The sequence below is a fragment of the Nocardia vaccinii NBRC 15922 genome (assembly GCF_001613305.1).
Taxonomy (GTDB): Bacteria; Actinomycetota; Actinomycetes; order Mycobacteriales; family Mycobacteriaceae; genus Nocardia; species Nocardia vaccinii.
The window spans coordinates 38,851-56,091 of record NZ_BDCC01000059.1 but is presented as its reverse complement, the minus strand read 5'-3'; the positions used below and the strand labels follow the sequence as shown (position 1 = coordinate 56,091).

Below are 17,241 nucleotides of genomic sequence, written 5' to 3'. Positions count from 1 at the left end.
ACAAGCGTGACATCGACGCACCGCAACGCCCCGTTATCCATCGAGGGACGCCGCCGTCTGGTCGACCGTTGCCGAACCAGGCCGATCGCGCATGTGGCCGCCGAGATGGGAATCTCGCGGGCGTGCGCCTCGAAGTGGGTCAACCGGTGGCGTAGGTACGGCGACGTCGGCCTGCTGGACCGGTCGTCTGTGCCGCGCCAGCAGCCGGCCGCGACACCACCGGAGGTCGTCGAACTGATCGAGACCTGGCGCCGTCAGCGCAAGTGGTCAGCCTCTCGAACCACGTTCGAACTCAATGACAACAGAATCCAGATCAGCCGTCGCACAGTTACCCGGATCATCGGCCATCTCGGGCTGAATCGGCGAAGATTCATCGACCCCAATGGCGGCACCAACCGACAACCTCGTCCCATCGTCGCGAAACGGCCAGGCCACATGGTGCATATGGACGTGAAGAAGGTCGGACGGATCCCGACGGCGGTGGGTGGCGTGTCCACGGCCGCGACTCCGATCAAGCCCGCGCGGCAGCACGATCGAAAACCGCAACCGGGAGACGCGGATACGTGTACCTGCACTCCGCCATCGACGGCCACACCCGCCTCGCCTACACCGAACCACTCGCTGACGAGAAAGCCACTACCGCGATCGGCTTCCTGCACCGCGCGAGAGCCTGGTTCGCCGCGCACGGAATCACCCACATTGAGCAAGTCGTCACCGACAATGGCGCGTGCTATCGCGCTGACGCGTTCACCCGCTCCCTGCTCGGAGCAAGACATAAGCGGACCAAGCCGTACACGCCCCAGCACAACGGGAAAGTAGAGCGCTATAACCGAATTCTCGCCGAAGAGTTCCTCTACGTCCGAACCTGGACTCGAACGCGCTCGGTGTGTGGAACGCGCACTACAACTATCACCGCCCTCACAGTGCGGCTGGCGGACGGCCGCCTGCCGCCATGCTCGACCAGCGTGTCACGAACGTCGTGGCCTCATACCGCTAGTGACCGATAACACATTCGTCAAGCGTCCGATTCGGCAACGAGGCAGACTCCGGGGCAGTCATCTCCACCCGAATCAGATCCTTCCCCAGGCAGATTTCGCTCGAACCGCCATCCGATGGGGGGAGTCGGGGGAATTTTCGAGGGATATGCGCCCTACGCGCTATCCACGACCGCCGAGCGCCCGCAGGATGGGCATAAGTGTCGTGCGTCACACGCCACCTCACGATCTGTCAGGAGCCGAAACCGATGATCAATGCCCTAGATTGCGACTTCCACAGCCGCGACGCCGACGACTGGACGTGGACCGAGACCACCGCGCTCATCTTCAGCATCCCGGAGGCCGGCATCCTCGGAAACGCGTACGTACTGGCCCGCCCCAACCTCGGTGTCGCGCTGTCGTCGATCTGCCTGGTTCAGGGGTTCTGCCCGGACGTGGAGGATATCGATCTCAACGACTGTCAGGTCCACCTGCCGTGCCCGGAGTCCTTCACCGACTACACCCTGCCGAACGGATTGACTGTCAAGACGTCGAATGCGCCGCGCGACTACCATTTCCGCTATGAGCACGCGCTGGGCAACTGCTCTTTCGACCTGAAGTTCGACGCGATTCACCACCCGTTCGACATGCACGACCCGGCAGAGAACGCGTTGCTGTCGCGCGCGGACTCCGAAGCTACCCTCGACGAGAAGGGAGACGGCTGGGCGACAGGACATTTCGAGACGAAAGGGCACATCACCGGCGAGCTCGAGTTGCGTGGCACGCGGTACCGGGTCGACTGCTACGAGGGAATGGATCACAGCTGGGGCCCCCGGCGCGACCTCGGGACGTGGGCGGTGTCCTGGATTTCGGTGAACTTCGGCCCGGAACTGGCCATGCATTTGGCTGTCGAGATGGAGGTCGTGGGCGGACAGGTGCGCTACGGCGACCTGCGGTTCGGATTCGTCGCCGAGGGCGGCAGCACTCACAGCCTGGTCTGGGCCGAGGTCGAGGCGGCTCGCGTGCAAATGCTTACCGTTTCAAACCGAATCAAGGTCCGCGACGACCGTGGCCGGGAATGGGAGTTCTTCGGTAGCGCCGTCGCCGCACACCCGTGGCAGGCGTTCAATCCACGCGATGTCGCCTATCAGAGCCTGCATCGGTACGAGCACAACGGCCGTATCGGCTACGGGGAGATGGCCGATATCTTCGGCCTCGACTACCTCGCCGAGCGCATGTCGAAGCACGGACGGAAGCGCTGAAATGACTGCTGAGAAACATTTTTCACAAGAATTCATCGATTCGGATTTCGATCTGCGCGATGATCCACCACGCGAATTCATCGATGAGATGCGACGCCGCTATCGCGTCGACAGCGAAATCGATCGAATGTTGGTGCGCAAACTCGAGCGCCGGGCAAATCTCCCGTTCCAGCGCCTCGGACTCGACGAGTTCGCCGCCTGTCTCGACGGACTGCTCCGCACGAAGATCGATGGCGACTACGAAATCTCCAGCGCCCGGTGGATGTCGGGCGGAGCGTCGAAAATGCAGGTGCGCTTCGATCTTCGGTGGACCGACCCCGACCGCGGGCCGGTCACCGATCGCCTGGTAGCACGCATGGATCCGTCCGAGTCGCTCAACGCGACCAGCCGTCGACAGGAAGCCGAGATCCTCGAGGCCGTCCGCGACACGCTGCCGGTGCCGCGCGTGTTCTGGCTCGACGAGGACGCCACCTGGTTTCCGGAGCCGACCCTGGTGTACTCGTTCGCGCCGGGTACGACCAAACCCTCCACCACCGGCACCGGTGCGGTGAGCGGGCTCGGCACGATGTTCGGGCCCGCCCTGCGGCGGTCGCTGGGAACCCAGTTCGTCGATCATCTCGCCGCACTGCACACCACCGATATCTCCGGTCTCACCCTCGCCAGCTTCGACCGGCCCGCCCCAGGCACCACCGAAGCCGCCGAGTGGAAACTGAACCAGTACGAGCGCGTCTGGGAGGAGGATCGTGGCGAGGATCATCCACTCGTCGAGGTAACCGCCAACTGGCTCAGGCGCAACCTTCCGACGACCGACCGGATCGGCATCGTCCACGGTGACTTCCGAAGCGGAAACTTCCTTTTCGACGAGAACACCCACGAGATCACGGCGTGGCTCGACTGGGAGTACTGCCACCTCGGAGACCGCCACCGAGACCTCGCTTGGGCCACCGACTCGACCTTCGGCCATGTCGACCCGGATTCGGGCGATTACCTGGTCTGCGGCTTGTTCACCGAATCCGAATTCCTCGACCGCTACCAGGAGGCTTCTGGCCTGCCCGTCGATCCGCAACGACTCGCGTACTACAAGATCGCGAACACCTATCAACTGATCATCACGACGCTGGCGACCGCCTACCGAGTGGCCCGGCTCGGAAAAACCCACCAGGACGTGCTGCTGTCCTGGGTCAAGGGCATGGTTCCCACACTCTCCGGCCAGCTGATGGTCCTGCTCGAGGAGAAGATCTGATGGCCGATCATTCCGAGAATTCGTTGCGCGCGGTGATCAAATCATTGCGCGATATCGTCGGTCCCGCCGTAGACCCCGCCGACCCGTTGGCGACCGAACAGCTCACGCTGTCGATCGCATACCTCGAATTCCTGCGCGAACGGCTTGCACACATGCACAGCCGCGCAATGTTCGAACTGGAGCACCACCGACGCATCGCCGGATCGGTTCTCGACATAGTGGGCGACACCGAAATCGCCGCCGCATTGCGCGGGTCCGCACGAGCAGGCGAACAAGCCGTGCGCGATGCCGGCGGTGACACCGCCGCCCTCCGAGAGGCCACGGCCGCGATCGCCGCAGCCCTGCGCACGGTCCTGCGGGCAGACGTGGAACCGGAACTGCGCAGCGAAGTCGAACGCGCGGTCATGGCGGCCATACCCGAGCGGGTCGATTTCGAACGGTCCTGGTATTTGCCGATGGGATTCGATCCGGCACCGCATTCGGCGCGGCCTCTCGAGGAGATCATGTCAACCGACAGGAGCCTTGCCCCGGTCACCGACTGAGCTGGTCAGCGGTTCGCTCGGCCCGTTCCGAACCCTTGCATGTTTGGTCTAACCATATATAGTATGGGGCCAACTTTCAGCGCCTCGACGCGTGCCTTCCGCACGCGAAGTCCGACCGGCGCCCATGTCGGGAGAAGGTGAACGGTGCCGAAACGAACCGCACACCAGCCGGACCGAATCCGCGAAAATATCTGCGCGACCGGTGATGTATTCGCGCGCCTGCGCGCAGATATAACCCAAGCCCTCGACGAGGGACTAGTGGGCCCCGAAGAGGTCGCCGGCCTCGGTCCCCAGCTGAGCCGGATGTTCGCCCCCTACCAGTGGGGTACGAACATGCGAGCGGGCCACTTCGACGAAGCGGCATCCCGGATGTGCGAACTGCTCAGGACGCCGAGCGACCTTACCTCGGCGGCGACGCTCGCCGAATCGGACTTCGCTCACGCCTGCGCGGCTCTCGGCTTTCGCAGGGCACTGCTGTCCACCGTCCACCGCGGAACCTGGCAGCCCGAATACCTCTATGTCGACATCACGCTCAGCGACCACACCCGGCTGCGGCAATACCTGTCGAATATGATCGACCTGACCGCGGCCCCGCTCGAAGCCGACGTCATCCGCAGGCGCACAACACATCTGGTCGTCTCACCGCATACTCACCAACTGACCTACAAACCGCTGATGCGGATCTCGGCATCGCACGGCTTCGCGGTCGCTCCACTCATATCGGGATCTCAGGTCATCGGTATGGTCCATGGCGATCAATTCGACCAGGTCACCACCGGTGAGGATCTCGGCCGAGTGGTTTTCCTGTCGGAGATGGTCGGCGTCGTGGCCGAACGCGTCCAACGCCAACACCAGTTGGCGGCACTGCGGGAACGCCTCGCGAATATCGTCCGATATTCGGAGGAGCTCATCACCGGCCGCGTTCGCGCGGATCCGTTCAGCCCGCGGGCCGCCAACCCCGTCGCCGACCAGCGCAATCTGCTCACTCGGCGCCAGCACGCAGTGCTCAGCGATCTCGCGGCGGGGCTGTCGAACGCGCAGATCGCCTCAGAACTGGATATTTCCGAAGCCACCGTCAAGTCGCATATCAAGCAGATCTTTCGCAAACTCGGAGTACGCAGCAGGGCGGAGGCTACGGCGCGTTACCGGGCCGACCTGAACCGGGATCGGCCGCAATGAACCGGACACCATCCCGAGCAGATCGCAATATCCGGGTCTTACGGCAGCTCTTCGACGTTGGCCAGGCCGAACTGACCAGGTCACGACACACCGATGCCGGGATTCTCGACGCGCGGTCGCGGATCGGGCGCATCGCCGATCAGCTGTACCCGGCGATCGCGACTGTTCTCGCGCGATCGTGCACGCTGCCCGCCGAGGAAGGCCCCGCCGTCGCGACGCTTCTCGTCCGCTCGGCACGATTACACCAGGCGCTGTCAGCGAGCCTGGCCGAGACCGATTCGGCGCTGTACCAATCGCTGTCACTGGTGGCGCGAGAATTCAAGCGCACGCCGCGATTCGCCGACGGTGTCACCTTCGCGTGCGGCCAACTCAGCGAGGTTACAGCGGGGCCTGTGCTGTTCTCGACCGTCGGCGACGATGATTGGCGAATCGTCGCCACCGCCGATACGGCCGCATCGGTCCCGGATCAGGGCATACCTCTGGCTCCGGGCTCCGCGGAGTACCGCGCGGTGGAACTGGGACAGCTGGTGTCCGAGACGACAACCCCGACGGCTATCGTTCGACGGCTGCTCGGCGCCGCGGCCTACGTCGTGGTGCCGGTGTCGACACCGGAAGCCGCTGCCGGACTCATCCACTGTGTCGTCGCCGACCCGGTGGCCGACACCGCCTACGCCTACCTCTCCTTGCTGGCGAGCATCGTCGGTACGGCGTGGGCCACCGATGTCGACAAACGTGCACTACATGCCGTAACAAGACTCGTACATGACGAGTTCTGTTCCAGCACAGATATTTGCGACGGCGAGATCACGGCAGCGCCGATATCGGTTCGACTGACCCGCCGCGAGGACGAGGTCCTGCAACTGGTGTTACGAGGCCGGTCGAACCCAGAGATCGCCGCGATACTGTTCGTCTCCGTGGAGACCGTCAAATCGCATCTCAAGAGTCTCCTCCGCAAGTACGGTGCCGCCAATCGCTCGGAACTCATCGCACTCGTTCCAGCAGCTTCCACTGAGACTCGACCGCAGCAGCGATCTGTTCGGTGACGTCCGGGGTAATCCATGGAAGACCCAGAACGGACACGGCAACCAGGCCACGCGACAACAGATCGGTATCCGATCCGGGATCGTACGGCGGGGGGTTGAACCGCCGCCGCAGATGCAGGCTCGGTCCATGGAACTCGAATCCGAGATCATCGGCACCCACCGCACCAGGTTGCCCGTAAGCAACGCCGACGATCTCATCGATGGGCAGCGCGGGAACATTGACATTTACCACAACCGGCGGCAGCCCGATATCGATCAGTGCAGGAATTACACATTCGACAACCCGGGCAGCGGCTCTCAGGCCGATCATCGAGGCGGAACCGGTGCTGAACGCCACACCGCACACATCCATCGAGGCAGCTGTCAGCGCAGCACCGACCGTGCCGGAGTGCAGCACCAGCCGACCGGAGTTATAACCCGGGTTAATTCCGGAGACAACAAGTTCCGGACACGGACCGAACATTCCCAGGCAAGCGGCCCGAACTCCCAACCCGGGCGGCGCATCGACCGCGTACGCCTCGACACCCGCCAGATGCTCGAACGGGCCGGCCGTTACCCCGACTGCGGTCTCGTCTCGCACCACCCCGAGACTCGCCGCACTCCCGCTGAATTCCCCATTGGGCGCCACGATCACAACCTCATGACCGCTGTTCACGACCGCACCCGCCAGGGAACTCAGCCCCGCAGCGCCGATGCCGTCATCATTCGAGACAAGAATTCTCATGACATCGGCTCGGATCCGACACCCGTCGACAGTCTCACCGCATACCCGTAGACGCTCTGCCGAGCAGATCATCGAGCCCAGGAACTCTGGCCGGTTCGGGTTCCGATCCGAACGGCAGATACCATGCGCTGTCGACTTCCACCAACGGTTCCATTCCCGAAATTATCTGCGCACCAATGTAATTGCGGATCTCTTCGGGCGCGTGCCGAGCGGTTCTGATCACGCCGCGTACGGCGGCCCACAGGTGCTGCGACGCGGCACGCAGATCCTCGGTGTGTGCGCTCGCATCGATATAGACGGCGTTAGCTCGCGACCATGCACCTTCGAGGTGCTCATCAATATTTGCCGTTATCAGCGCGGCGTCGTCGAGAAGCGCCCGAGCGAGGTCCAGCTGACGCCCGAGCTCGTATCGCTGCCGCGCGTGGATGTCGTAGATCCGCGTCCGCAGAAACTCGAGGAAGTCGATCGTCAGGCGAAGCTGCTCGACCGCTTGCGGATCCGCCGCGTCCACGGCCGGCGCAACCGTGTCACGCAGCGATTTGATCGCCGCGCGCAGAGTGTTCTCACTGTGGTCCATCATCGGTTCTCTCCCTTCAGAAGCGCGACGAGCTGGCGGGAGATGACCGGAACCAATGCCGCGACCCGCGCGAGCAGGATGTCTTGGTGGGATTTCCCGAGTCGCACAATGCGGTAGGCGGACGCCATCGCCGACACGATGATCGTGAAGCAGTTCAGGATTCGGTAGAAGCGCAACCGGTCCGGATCAACTTCGAGCCCCGAAACCTCGGTATATCGGGTGAAGAATTCTTCCAGCGGGATCAGGCCACAAACGAAGTATCGGCCGTCCGCGTCGTAGTGCCCCATCGTCGGCAGGGTGATCCAGGCCAGATCCCGATGGCGGTCGCCGATCACTCCACGTTCCCAATCGAGCCATGCCCGGATCAGTCCCGTGTGCTCATCGAAAAGGAAGTTGCCACTGCGGAAGTCGCCGTGTACCACTGTGGCCACGTCCAACTGCGGAAGATTGTTCACGAGCCAGTTCGCCGCGATCTCCATGAGGGGGGAGTCCTCACCACGGTCCTCTTCCCAGCAGCGCAACGCGTGGTTCACCAGCCACTCGGCCGACTCGCTGGTGCCGGTCCGCGGCACCTGCAGATATTCGAAGGAATGGCTCGAAACGTCGGTGTTGTGAATGCGGGCCAGATGGTCGAGATACTGCGGCGCGAGCACTTCGCGGTGACGTGGCCCGAATTCGGTACCGAGACCGCTGATCCGCCCGGTGCCGGTGTCGCGTGGTTTGGTCACCCCTTCGACGAAGGAGTAGATCAGGGCGGGTTCCGGGAACCAGTCACCGTCCGCATCGAGAAAGTACGGCTGAGGCACCGGAACGACCCCATTCATGAGGGTCAGCAGCTCGTACTCGCGTGCGCGACTGGTGGCATTCGACCCCTCGCTGGGATCCATCCGCAATACCAGCTGATCTGATCGGCAGGTGCCGCCGCTGCCAGGCTGGTCGAGCGTGAATCCGATCTGAATCTTGGACACCCCGCCGGTAAACCAGTGCAGGTCTTTGATCGCGAAGTCGGACGACGCCAATTCGTGTGCCAGGAAAGGCTCGAGCAGCTTCGCCAGATCATCGAGCTGCGGCCGGCAATACGGCGGATTGCCGCGGCGGTTCATCTTGCGGGTGAGCATCGCGTCGACCTCGAGTTCGGTCGGATGTGCCCGCCGGACAGCCTCGATGAATTCGGCCGTCGGAGCGTCACGTTGATCGAAATCCAGGCTCCAGGTGAGGTCGTATCCGCTCATCGGAGACTCCGCTGCGAACGTCCGTGACGAGACATCCGCTGTGCCAGATAATCCAGCCCATAAATGTCGGCCATCTCGCCGTACCCGACTCGATCACCCCAGTGGTACCGGAAGACGCCTTGATAGCTGACATGACAGGGATTGAAGCTGTACCAGGGATGGCTCGAGATCGCTGTGCCGAAGAATTCGAATTCCTTCCCACGAACATCGCGTATCCGAATGTGATTGTTCATGGCCAGGAGGTGTGTGTGGTCGGCTCGGATCGAGGCCTCCAGCACCGGATGGACCACACCGTTCTCGACGATGAAGCCGAAACGCAGCCGCTCGTACACGACCTTGCCGTCGCGCAGATCGATCAGCACGGCGAGGTGCGCGGACAACTCCGGACCGAAGTTCACCGAGACCCACGCAACCGAGCGGGTCCCTACCTCCGTACGCGGCCCCCAGCTGTGGTCCATTCCGTCATAGCAGTCGATTCGATAACGCTTGCCGCGCAATTCCAGTTCGCCGACGATATGGCCCTTGACCTCGAAATGCCCGTTCTCCCAGGCATCACCATGCCGACTGTCCGAGCTGCCGCGGTCTGCTTCCAGGAGTGGGTTCTGCTCGGGATCGCCCGGATCGAACGGCTCGTGCGACGCACGGAACGACAAGTCGAACGAGCACGCGCCGAGCACATTCTCGTAACTGAAGTCGTATTCCTTCGGCGTGGGGGCCTGCACCGCCAGGCCATTGCCCAGAGTGAACTTCGAAAATGACTCCGGACAAGGCAGATGTACCTGTGTATCCGTGAAATCGATCTCGTAGGGTTGGGTGCAAAATCCCTGCCCGATGAGAATCGACGATGTGGCCGTTCCGAGGTTTGGGCGCGCCAGAACATACACGTTTCCGAAGATCCCCTCTTCTGGAATCACGAAGGGCAAGAACATCGTTTCTGTCCAGGTCCGGTCATCCAGATCCCGCGAGTGGAATTCTGAATCGGCATCGGTGATCATCGGACTTCTCCTCCTGTGAACAATCCTGTAAGACGTTGCGCAACAGTAGATTCCCGTGCCGCCAGACATGTCAAGAAATACTCCGGCCCCGGCCGCAACCATATTGGAGAAGTCCACAACCCCGCCAGGGTAGGCGGCGTCGATCGCATCCGAGTTGTTTTGTTCCCGGCCGAGCTACATCGTTTGCGGCTCAGTTTCGAGCCGAGGGAGCTCCCGGTGTCACGACATAGGCGTCGAAGCCCGGAACCGCATGGTGCCCCTGCAGTCGGAGAATCAACAGCGCCGTCTGCACGCTGAGCTGATCATTCGATTCGCTCGCCACGTCGAGTCCGGTCAGGTCGTGCACACGGGCGAGCCTGTGCCGGACGGTATTTTCGTGAATTCCGAGGCGCGCCGCGGTTTCTCGTACATTTCGGCCACTTTCGAAAAACGCCTGGAGCGTACGCAGGAGGTCGTTGTTGATCGTGCCACCGGAGATAAGAGCGCCCAGAACATCGTAGACATACGTGCGCACCGATTGCTCGTTGCTGTTGGCCACCAGCAGCCGGGCCGGGCCCAGCTCGTCACAAGCGATCACGCTCGTCGAGTCCGATGGGTACCGGTCGAGACATCGCGCGGCCTCGAAGGCTTCCCGATAGGCGCGCCGCAATTGCCCGGGCCGAGTCACCGAGGAAACACCGGCGACGGCAAAACGGTCGCCCATCCGGCCCAGTCCCATTGTCACAGCGGATTTGCAGCGCGCGACGAAGGCCGCCTTGTCGGCACCGGGCGGCGCGGCGATCAGAAGTGTGATGCCCTCGGTGCCACCAAAACCCAATACATCGACAGCGAGCTCGTTGGCGACGAGACTTCCGAGTCGGTCACCATCGACAGCGGCATCCGAAGGCCGCCCACGTTCCAGAACGAACACGACGACCCGCTCCGCCGCCAGATCGACGCCGAGGTACTCCGCACACGCTCGCAAGTCGGAATCGTAGGTCGACGAGCGCACCATGTGCCGCGCCAGGTTCGCACGCGCGGTGCCCGCGACCCGCGCAAGACGCCGCTGCGCGACGAACTCCATCCGGAAATGTACGACCGCCCGGTCGACGGCCCAGCAGAACTGATCACTGTCGGCATCGCCGATCAGGGCAACGACCCAGCCGAACAGATGGTCACCCTCAACGATCGAAGCTATTACGTAGGTTCCGGCGCCCGCCGGTCCGCCGATCCGGGAAATTGCGGCCGGGCCGCCCTCCCCCACCACACCGGCCCCAGCCTTCAGGCGCTCGAGACTCGGGATCGACGCCGGCATGTTCGGTGGATTGTGTCCACTGATAACTCGCCCTGCCGGCCCGAGCAGGAACACCGTGGACACGAGCGAAGTCGCCAGAGCGGCGACCAAACCGGACAGCGTACCGATTTCCGCATGATGCCCGCTCAACGCGGTTTCCAATCGCAGCCGCCAGGACAGCACAGACAGCTTTTTCCCATCATCGGGCTCGGGCGTAGCAGACGACATCACTGCAGACAGACTAGAAAGAACGGGTACGTCTGTCAATGGAATGACCAAATAGGCAGCGGGCGATTCGGCCCTGCGGCACGTAATACGCCTCCAACAACGGGCGACCACGCCGACCAGCTTGTCCGACCAAGTCGGCAGACCGAGCGGACGCGTCTTCCCGTTCTTCTTCGGAATCAGCGTCCGCCGCACCGGCGCGAACCGATAGCGCTCATGACGCATCGCGTCGATGATGCGATCGATCTCGGCCGTCGACATGCCGTCCACGGTTTCATGCGTGCCCCCGGCGTCATCTCCCCCTTGTTGGAGTAGATGCGGCCGTAAGCCAGCAGATACAACCGCGGGTTGAACAGTTGCCGATACAGTTGCGTGCATGGCAGCGTCCTTCTGCCGCGTTCACGAAGAACACCCAGAACCGTTTCGGCGTACTGCATTTCGCATACCTCCCGATCATCGAGTGTTCGAATCACCTGGCCCTTCGCCCTGTGGACGGTTTTCCCACCCTCCCTGGCCGGGCGTGACTCCGGCGACTACTATGAAGCCTCCGTCGTCCCAGGACTCGCGTCCCGTAGGCGATCCCACGTTCGTCTCCGCCATACGTGACAGCGCGAGGTAGGCGGCCCACTCATCTCCTTCAATGCCCTCATTGGGCATCGCCCCAGCATCCGGAAGGATGGCCCGGCTGTGTTCATCACCAGGCCAGGACACGGGCACCGGTTTCAGACGTCGCTTCCGGAGGATGCGAAGTTCCATCGCTGGAGATTGGGCCTCACGCAATCCAGCCTTCACCATGTCGCGCAGGTCTCCCAGCGCACCGTCCCGGACGCCTGGACCCGGCCGCTGGTTTTACATGGCATGCTCTTGTCCCCCTTAACCTTTCGGTGCGGGGTAAGCCATCAGACCCAGGAATCCCTCCTTCCAGTTCCTCCCGGCTGAACCGGGGATATGACGGAGCGCCCTCGTGGCGCACAAGCACTCCTCGACCGCCCACCTGGCGCCAACGACGGCCACGACCTGTTCCCGCTCGATGGCGGCGGGGTGGAAGCACAGGTAGTAGGCGATATCGGCTGGGTTGTCGAGGGATCGGCGAGCGAGCAGGGTCCTGGTGTATCCGGCGGGGAGATCGCCGAAAGTGGGGCGGACTCTCCAAACATCGACGGTCGGGTCGCGTGGAGGCGCCGGTCGACACCTCCCGCGAGTCAAGCGGTGACGCGGTCGAACCAGGCGACCAGATCTCTCTCGACCTCATCGCGATTCGTCTCGTTCAAGATCTCGTGGCGAGCACCCGGGTATGTACGCAACTCGACATCGGTCAACCCGGCCGCACGGTACCGATCGACCAAGGCATCGACGAGGGTGAGCTGCCCGTTGACGGGATCTTGGTCGCCGACGGCGATGTAGATCGGGAGGTCGGAGCGGATGGCGGCCAGACGTTCGGGTTCTGCCGCCCGCCGGGCGCCCGCGAACACCGCCTTCATGCCTTCGGTGTCGTAGGCAAAGCCGCACAACGGGTCCTGCACATACAGGTCCACCTGGTGTGCGTCGCGAGACAACCATTCGAAGCCGGTGCGACCCGGTTCGAACGGGGCATTGAAACCGTCGAGTCCGACCCCGGCTTCGAGATCGAGAGCAGGCTCGATGAGGTCGAGGGCGGTGGTACCGGACAGGGCCACCGCGTCCACGCGATCACTGTGCTGCAGCAGGTATTGCTGGGTGGCGAACGATCCCATGCTGTGCGCGAAAACCACCAGCGGCAGATCCGGAAACTCCGCCCGTCCGCGTTCGACGAGCACGTCGATATCCTCGATCGATTGCGTCCACCCCCGGGCGCCGATAACACCGGGTTCCGCGCTCGACGCCATACTCCGGCCATGGCCGCGGCTGTCGTACCCATGCACGAAGAACCCGGCCGCGGTGAGCGTCTGCGCGAAATGCTCATAGCGGCGCAGATGTTCGCCGACACCGTGGATCACCTGCACGATCGCACGCGGCGCACTATCGGGTTTCCAGCGATATCCCACGATCTGCCGACCGTCGCTGCCTTCGAATCGGAACTCGGTCCTGGCGCTCATCGAGCCCCTCCATCTGATCGTCGAATGTGTCGCATCGGGTCGAGTCCGGACCTGCTCGGCCGGGTTCGGACGCTGCGGCAAACTGCTACCATCAGATCTTAATTAAGGTCAGTCCAAACGTGGCCACTTTTGGCAGCTGTCGCATTTCCGATGCGTCCGGATCCACCTCACCACCCGCTACCGCGCGTTTCATGGCCCGGGGCATCCCGCAGCAGTCCGCGATACGCCTCCAACGCTGTCGCACCGCGGTTGACGACAGCATCCACCTCACGGACAATCGGTGCTTCGACTCCGAGGTGATCAGCGAGGCGCTTCGCAACGCTCGCGGAGCGCGCCCCCTCGGCTACCTGCGAAACCGTCGCGAGCGCCTCTCCGATGGTCATGCCGCGGCCGAGCGCTTCGCCCAGTTTGCGGTTTCTGCTCCGCGGACTCGTGCAGGTCACAATGAGATCGCCGTTACCCGCGAGACCGTTGAATGTCGCCGGATCACCACCCATCGCCGAACCGAGACGTGTCATCTCCCGCAGCGAACGAGTGATGACCATGGCCTTGGTGTTGTAGCCCGCGCCGGCGCCGTCCGCCATACCCGCCGCGATCGCGAACACGTTCTTCAGGGCACCGCACATCTCCACTCCGACTACATCGGTGGTGGAATACACCCGGTACCGGGGTGTCCGGAACAGATTTGCCAGCCGATCCGCGCAATCCTGATAGGGCATCGCCAGCGTGGCAGCTGCCGCGTAACCCTCGACGACCTCCTGGGCAATGTTCGGGCCCGCGAGCACGCCGACCGGATGCCCGGGCATCAGCTCGGAGACGACCTCGGTCATACGCAGATCGGAGCCTTGCTCCAATCCCTTGACCAGGCTGACAATCGGCACGGATGGCCGGACGAACGCTGCTGCGCCTGCGATTACTTCTCGCAATCCGTGTGACGGAACACCGATGACGATCGCGTCCGCACCGGTTACCGCCTCCTCGAGGCACGAAGTGGCCCTGAGGCTCGGCGGTAGCAGACAAGCGCCGGTGTATCTCCGGTTTTGCGAGTACTGGTTGATTTCCGCCGCGACGTCGGTGGACCGTGCCCACACCACTGCCTGCACGCTGCGCGCGATGATCGACGCGACCGCGGTACCCCACGAACCCGCCCCGAGAACAGCGATGGTGGGCTGCCGGCGGGTCATGACGCCCGCCGAGGGGCGACAGTTCGCCTGGCCCGAACAATCTCGGCGACCACACTCCTGGCGGACGAATTCGTTTTCCCCTCAACGACACACGGTCCGATGGGGTCGATAGGTTTCATCGCTCACCCTTCCCTGAAAGCGCAAATGGAGTCACGTCCTTGGACAGCCTCATCGTTGCCCGACGATCGGTCCGATGAGCAGGAGAACGGTAAAGACCCCCCGGAGGCTTACCGGCACCATCCTCCGGAGGGACATCTCACCTCGCTCATTCCAAGTGCGCTATCGGACCAGAAGGTGCTCAGCTACCGCACGTCCCGTCCGTTCGCGCGCCTGAAGCCAGGGCGCATGCCCCGCACCGGGCACTCGCAGCAAGCTGACGTTGCGCACCGCCACGATCGAGCGAGCAGCGGCGAGCGGGCTCAGGAAGACATCGCCATCGCCCCAGACGAACTGCACCGGTTGCCCGAGTCGCGCGAGCGCATCGTCCGCCAGCACGACCTGCGGACGCACCGACGCCCTCCTGACGAGCGCCCGAAAGAAACTAGCGATACTGGCGGCGTTGCGAGTCCGGCTGCCGATCAACCGCAGCGCCAGCGCCAGTTCCGCAGGCGCGCCGAGCAGCGCCTCCCGTCCGAGTGTGCGATCGTTGGCGCGGTCGAACGCCCGCTCGGACATCGGTAGCGACAGCAACAACGGCCCTGCCTTCGGTAGCGCGATCATCCACATCGCCGGGATCGGCCTGACTCCCTGAATCGCTGCCCCAGGCGCACCGAGCAGCGTGACTCGCCTGATCCGCTTTCCGAGATCGGATGCGGCATACAGCGCGAACTGCGCACCCATCGAGTGGGCGACCATATCCACCTCCGGGGCGCCGATGACGTGCAGCAGCGAACCCAGCACCGCCGAACTGTGAGCTCGCAGATCGACGCCGGACGGTAGTACACATTCGTCCGACAGCCCGTGTCCCGGCCAGTCCACTGCGACCACTCGGCGGTTACTCAAATACGGCAGCAGCGGTGCGGCAAGCACGGTGGCGGAGGCTATTCCGTGCAGCATGATTATCGGGGACCGTTCGTCGGACGTGCCGAACTCCATCACGCGAACACGAACCGCACCGAAGCCGGAATCGACGTCGATTACGCGCTCGGATCCAACCACATCGTAGGCGGCGTACGCGTCGGCCTCAGCTGCGCGAATCCGGGCATCGAGGTCATCCCGAAAGGACCGGAGATGACGTCTCATGCGTGGCCCTGCCCATCATCCCGCGATGCGAGCTCCAGCACTTCGGTGAATCCCTCGCGCATCGACTCCCGCAACGCTTCTCTGTCGACGAACGCGTGTGGATCGAATGTCAGGCCGAGGCAACACACGCCGTTGTAACTGATCATCGCGATCATGGCCGCGACCCCCGGACGGGGGCCGAGTGGATAGACGCCCGTCACCTCGGCCCCCGCCAGCCGTACCGGCCGGTCGATTCCGCGGATGTTGGAGATCTGAATATCCGAGCTGGTGGTGAAGTTCGCCGACAACTCGATGATGGCGCGCGTAGGAAGCCTGGTCAGCATCGGCGACAGGAAATCGAGAAAGCCGATCGCCGGTTCGTTCCTCGCGGTGCTCACCCGTCTGCGGATCGCCCGAATTCGCTTCGCCGGATCGAGCTCCCCCGCCGGCCCAGCGAAGCGAATCCCGGCGAATCGGTTACCTCCCAGTGGATCGTTCTCGTTGCGCAGGCTTACCGGCATCCCCACGACGACGTCATCGACCGAAGCACCCTGACGGTCGTGATACCGCCTGACGCCGCCGAGGATCGCCGCGACGAAGGCGTCGTTGACCGAGCCGCCGGCAGCTGCTCCCGCGGACTTCAGACCGCGCAACGGTACATCGAGTATGGCCAGTCGAGTGCCGTCGCCACGTTCAGCGAGCAACGGCGATCGCTTCGCTGCGGGAACCGCCAGCATGCGCGACAGCGACAACGCGTAGCGGGTGGCATCGGTAACCGACGCGCGAGGGTCGGCCAACCGGCGCAACGAGCGATCGACACCACCACGCGCCATCCGTAACAGCCGCCCGGTATCGAAAGCCGAAAGTGTCGTATCGACGAGCATCCCGAGCGGGGTCGACATAGGCCGGGACCGCGAGGCGTTCGAGTTCGGATCCGAGCTACCCTCGTGTGCCAACTCCAGTAACTGCACCAGTCCCGTCCCATCGGCGAGGCTGTGGTGGACGCGAAAGGCCAGTGCGGCTCGGCCGTCCTGTAATCCGCTGAAAAGAATCGCTTCCCACGGCGGCCGGGTGCGGTCGAGTTGAACGGACCATTCCACTTCGCACTGTGCCAGAAGATCTCGGATCCCGGCGGCCGGCCCGAGTGCCACCCGGCGAATGTGATCGCGAACCTCGAATTCGGGGTCGGGTGACCACACCGGCTGAACCAGCGGAAACGGTGGCTCCACCACGCGTTCGCGCAGACGCGGAATTCGCCGGGTCGTTCGCTCGAATGCTGCGACGAGCCGCTCCCAATCAGGCTCCCGATCGAGAAGCTCGAGCAAGATTCCGGTCGAGCGAGTGCGCGGATCCCGTTCGGCGCGCCACATGAGACCTTCCCACGCCGACATCTCGCGCGGCCCACCCCAGTCGGCCGCGTCATCCGACGATGTCCGATGCTCCATATAGCCTCCAAGGTAGTATGGTATTACCATACTACCGAAAATCGCTT

At 63.5% G+C, this 17,241-nt stretch carries 14 protein-coding genes and 1 pseudogene; 6 read left to right on the top strand and 9 right to left on the bottom strand.

Annotation, left to right across the window (positions count from 1 at the left end; genetic code table 11):
- Positions 1 to 6: 6 nt before the first annotated feature.
- The 6 genes and pseudogenes from NV1_RS31120 (at position 7) to NV1_RS45235 (ending at position 6,243) form a co-directional block, all read left to right on the top strand.
- A pseudogene (locus tag NV1_RS31120) lies at positions 7 to 997 on the top strand (IS481 family transposase).
- A 246-nt stretch (positions 998 to 1,243) separates the two neighbouring features.
- Positions 1,244 to 2,236: a DUF7064 domain-containing protein gene (locus NV1_RS31115; RefSeq protein WP_067899539.1), complete on the top strand. Its 993-nt coding sequence runs from the start codon at positions 1,244 to 1,246 to the stop codon at positions 2,234 to 2,236.
- A 1-nt stretch (position 2,237) separates the two neighbouring features.
- A complete protein-coding gene (locus tag NV1_RS31110; protein ID WP_067899537.1) occupies positions 2,238 to 3,479 on the top strand; it encodes a phosphotransferase family protein in 1,242 nt (413 codons plus the stop codon).
- Positions 3,479 to 4,021 (top strand): hypothetical protein, encoded by a 543-nt coding sequence (locus tag NV1_RS31105; protein WP_067899535.1) that lies wholly within the window; start codon positions 3,479 to 3,481, stop codon positions 4,019 to 4,021. The genes NV1_RS31110 and NV1_RS31105 overlap by 1 nt, the downstream gene beginning before the upstream one ends.
- A 144-nt stretch (positions 4,022 to 4,165) precedes the next feature.
- On the top strand, positions 4,166 to 5,200 hold the full coding sequence (locus NV1_RS31100) for a response regulator transcription factor (protein WP_067899533.1): 1,035 nt from the start codon (positions 4,166 to 4,168) through the stop codon (positions 5,198 to 5,200).
- A complete protein-coding gene (locus NV1_RS45235) occupies positions 5,197 to 6,243 on the top strand; it encodes a response regulator transcription factor (protein WP_067899532.1) in 1,047 nt (348 codons plus the stop codon). Before NV1_RS31100 ends, NV1_RS45235 begins: the two co-directional genes overlap by 4 nt.
- Here NV1_RS45235 and NV1_RS46990 read toward each other — a convergent pair.
- From NV1_RS46990 to NV1_RS31050, 9 genes are all read right to left on the bottom strand, one after another.
- A complete protein-coding gene (locus tag NV1_RS46990; protein ID WP_169813448.1) occupies positions 6,182 to 6,967 on the bottom strand; it encodes a 5'/3'-nucleotidase SurE in 786 nt (261 codons plus the stop codon). The genes NV1_RS45235 and NV1_RS46990 overlap by 62 nt on opposite strands.
- 34 nt (positions 6,968 to 7,001) lie before the next feature.
- Positions 7,002 to 7,478, bottom strand: coding sequence for a hypothetical protein (locus tag NV1_RS31085; RefSeq protein ID WP_157117476.1), 477 nt, complete (start codon positions 7,476 to 7,478; stop codon positions 7,002 to 7,004).
- Positions 7,479 to 7,543: 65 nt separating this feature from the next.
- Complete coding sequence (locus NV1_RS31080; protein ID WP_067899525.1) at positions 7,544 to 8,776, bottom strand: phosphotransferase family protein; 1,233 nt, start codon at positions 8,774 to 8,776, stop codon at positions 7,544 to 7,546.
- On the bottom strand, positions 8,773 to 9,888 hold the full coding sequence (locus NV1_RS31075; RefSeq protein WP_245714006.1) for a DUF7064 domain-containing protein: 1,116 nt from the start codon (positions 9,886 to 9,888) through the stop codon (positions 8,773 to 8,775). The genes NV1_RS31080 and NV1_RS31075 overlap by 4 nt, the downstream gene beginning before the upstream one ends.
- Before the next feature lie 73 nt (positions 9,889 to 9,961).
- Positions 9,962 to 11,530: a PucR family transcriptional regulator gene (locus tag NV1_RS45230; protein WP_218027247.1), complete on the bottom strand. Its 1,569-nt coding sequence runs from the start codon at positions 11,528 to 11,530 to the stop codon at positions 9,962 to 9,964.
- A gap of 941 nt (positions 11,531 to 12,471) precedes the next feature.
- Complete coding sequence (locus tag NV1_RS31065; protein ID WP_067899513.1) at positions 12,472 to 13,344, bottom strand: alpha/beta fold hydrolase; 873 nt, start codon at positions 13,342 to 13,344, stop codon at positions 12,472 to 12,474.
- Positions 13,345 to 13,511: 167 nt separating this feature from the next.
- Positions 13,512 to 14,528, bottom strand: a complete 1,017-nt coding sequence (locus NV1_RS31060; RefSeq protein WP_067899510.1) for an NAD(P)H-dependent glycerol-3-phosphate dehydrogenase — start codon at positions 14,526 to 14,528, stop codon at positions 13,512 to 13,514.
- Between the two features lie 279 nt (positions 14,529 to 14,807).
- Positions 14,808 to 15,623, bottom strand: coding sequence for an alpha/beta fold hydrolase (locus NV1_RS31055; RefSeq protein ID WP_169813447.1), 816 nt, complete (start codon positions 15,621 to 15,623; stop codon positions 14,808 to 14,810).
- Between the two features lie 143 nt (positions 15,624 to 15,766).
- Positions 15,767 to 17,194 (bottom strand): wax ester/triacylglycerol synthase domain-containing protein, encoded by a 1,428-nt coding sequence (locus NV1_RS31050; protein ID WP_084526019.1) that lies wholly within the window; start codon positions 17,192 to 17,194, stop codon positions 15,767 to 15,769.
- Positions 17,195 to 17,241: the final 47 nt, after the last annotated feature.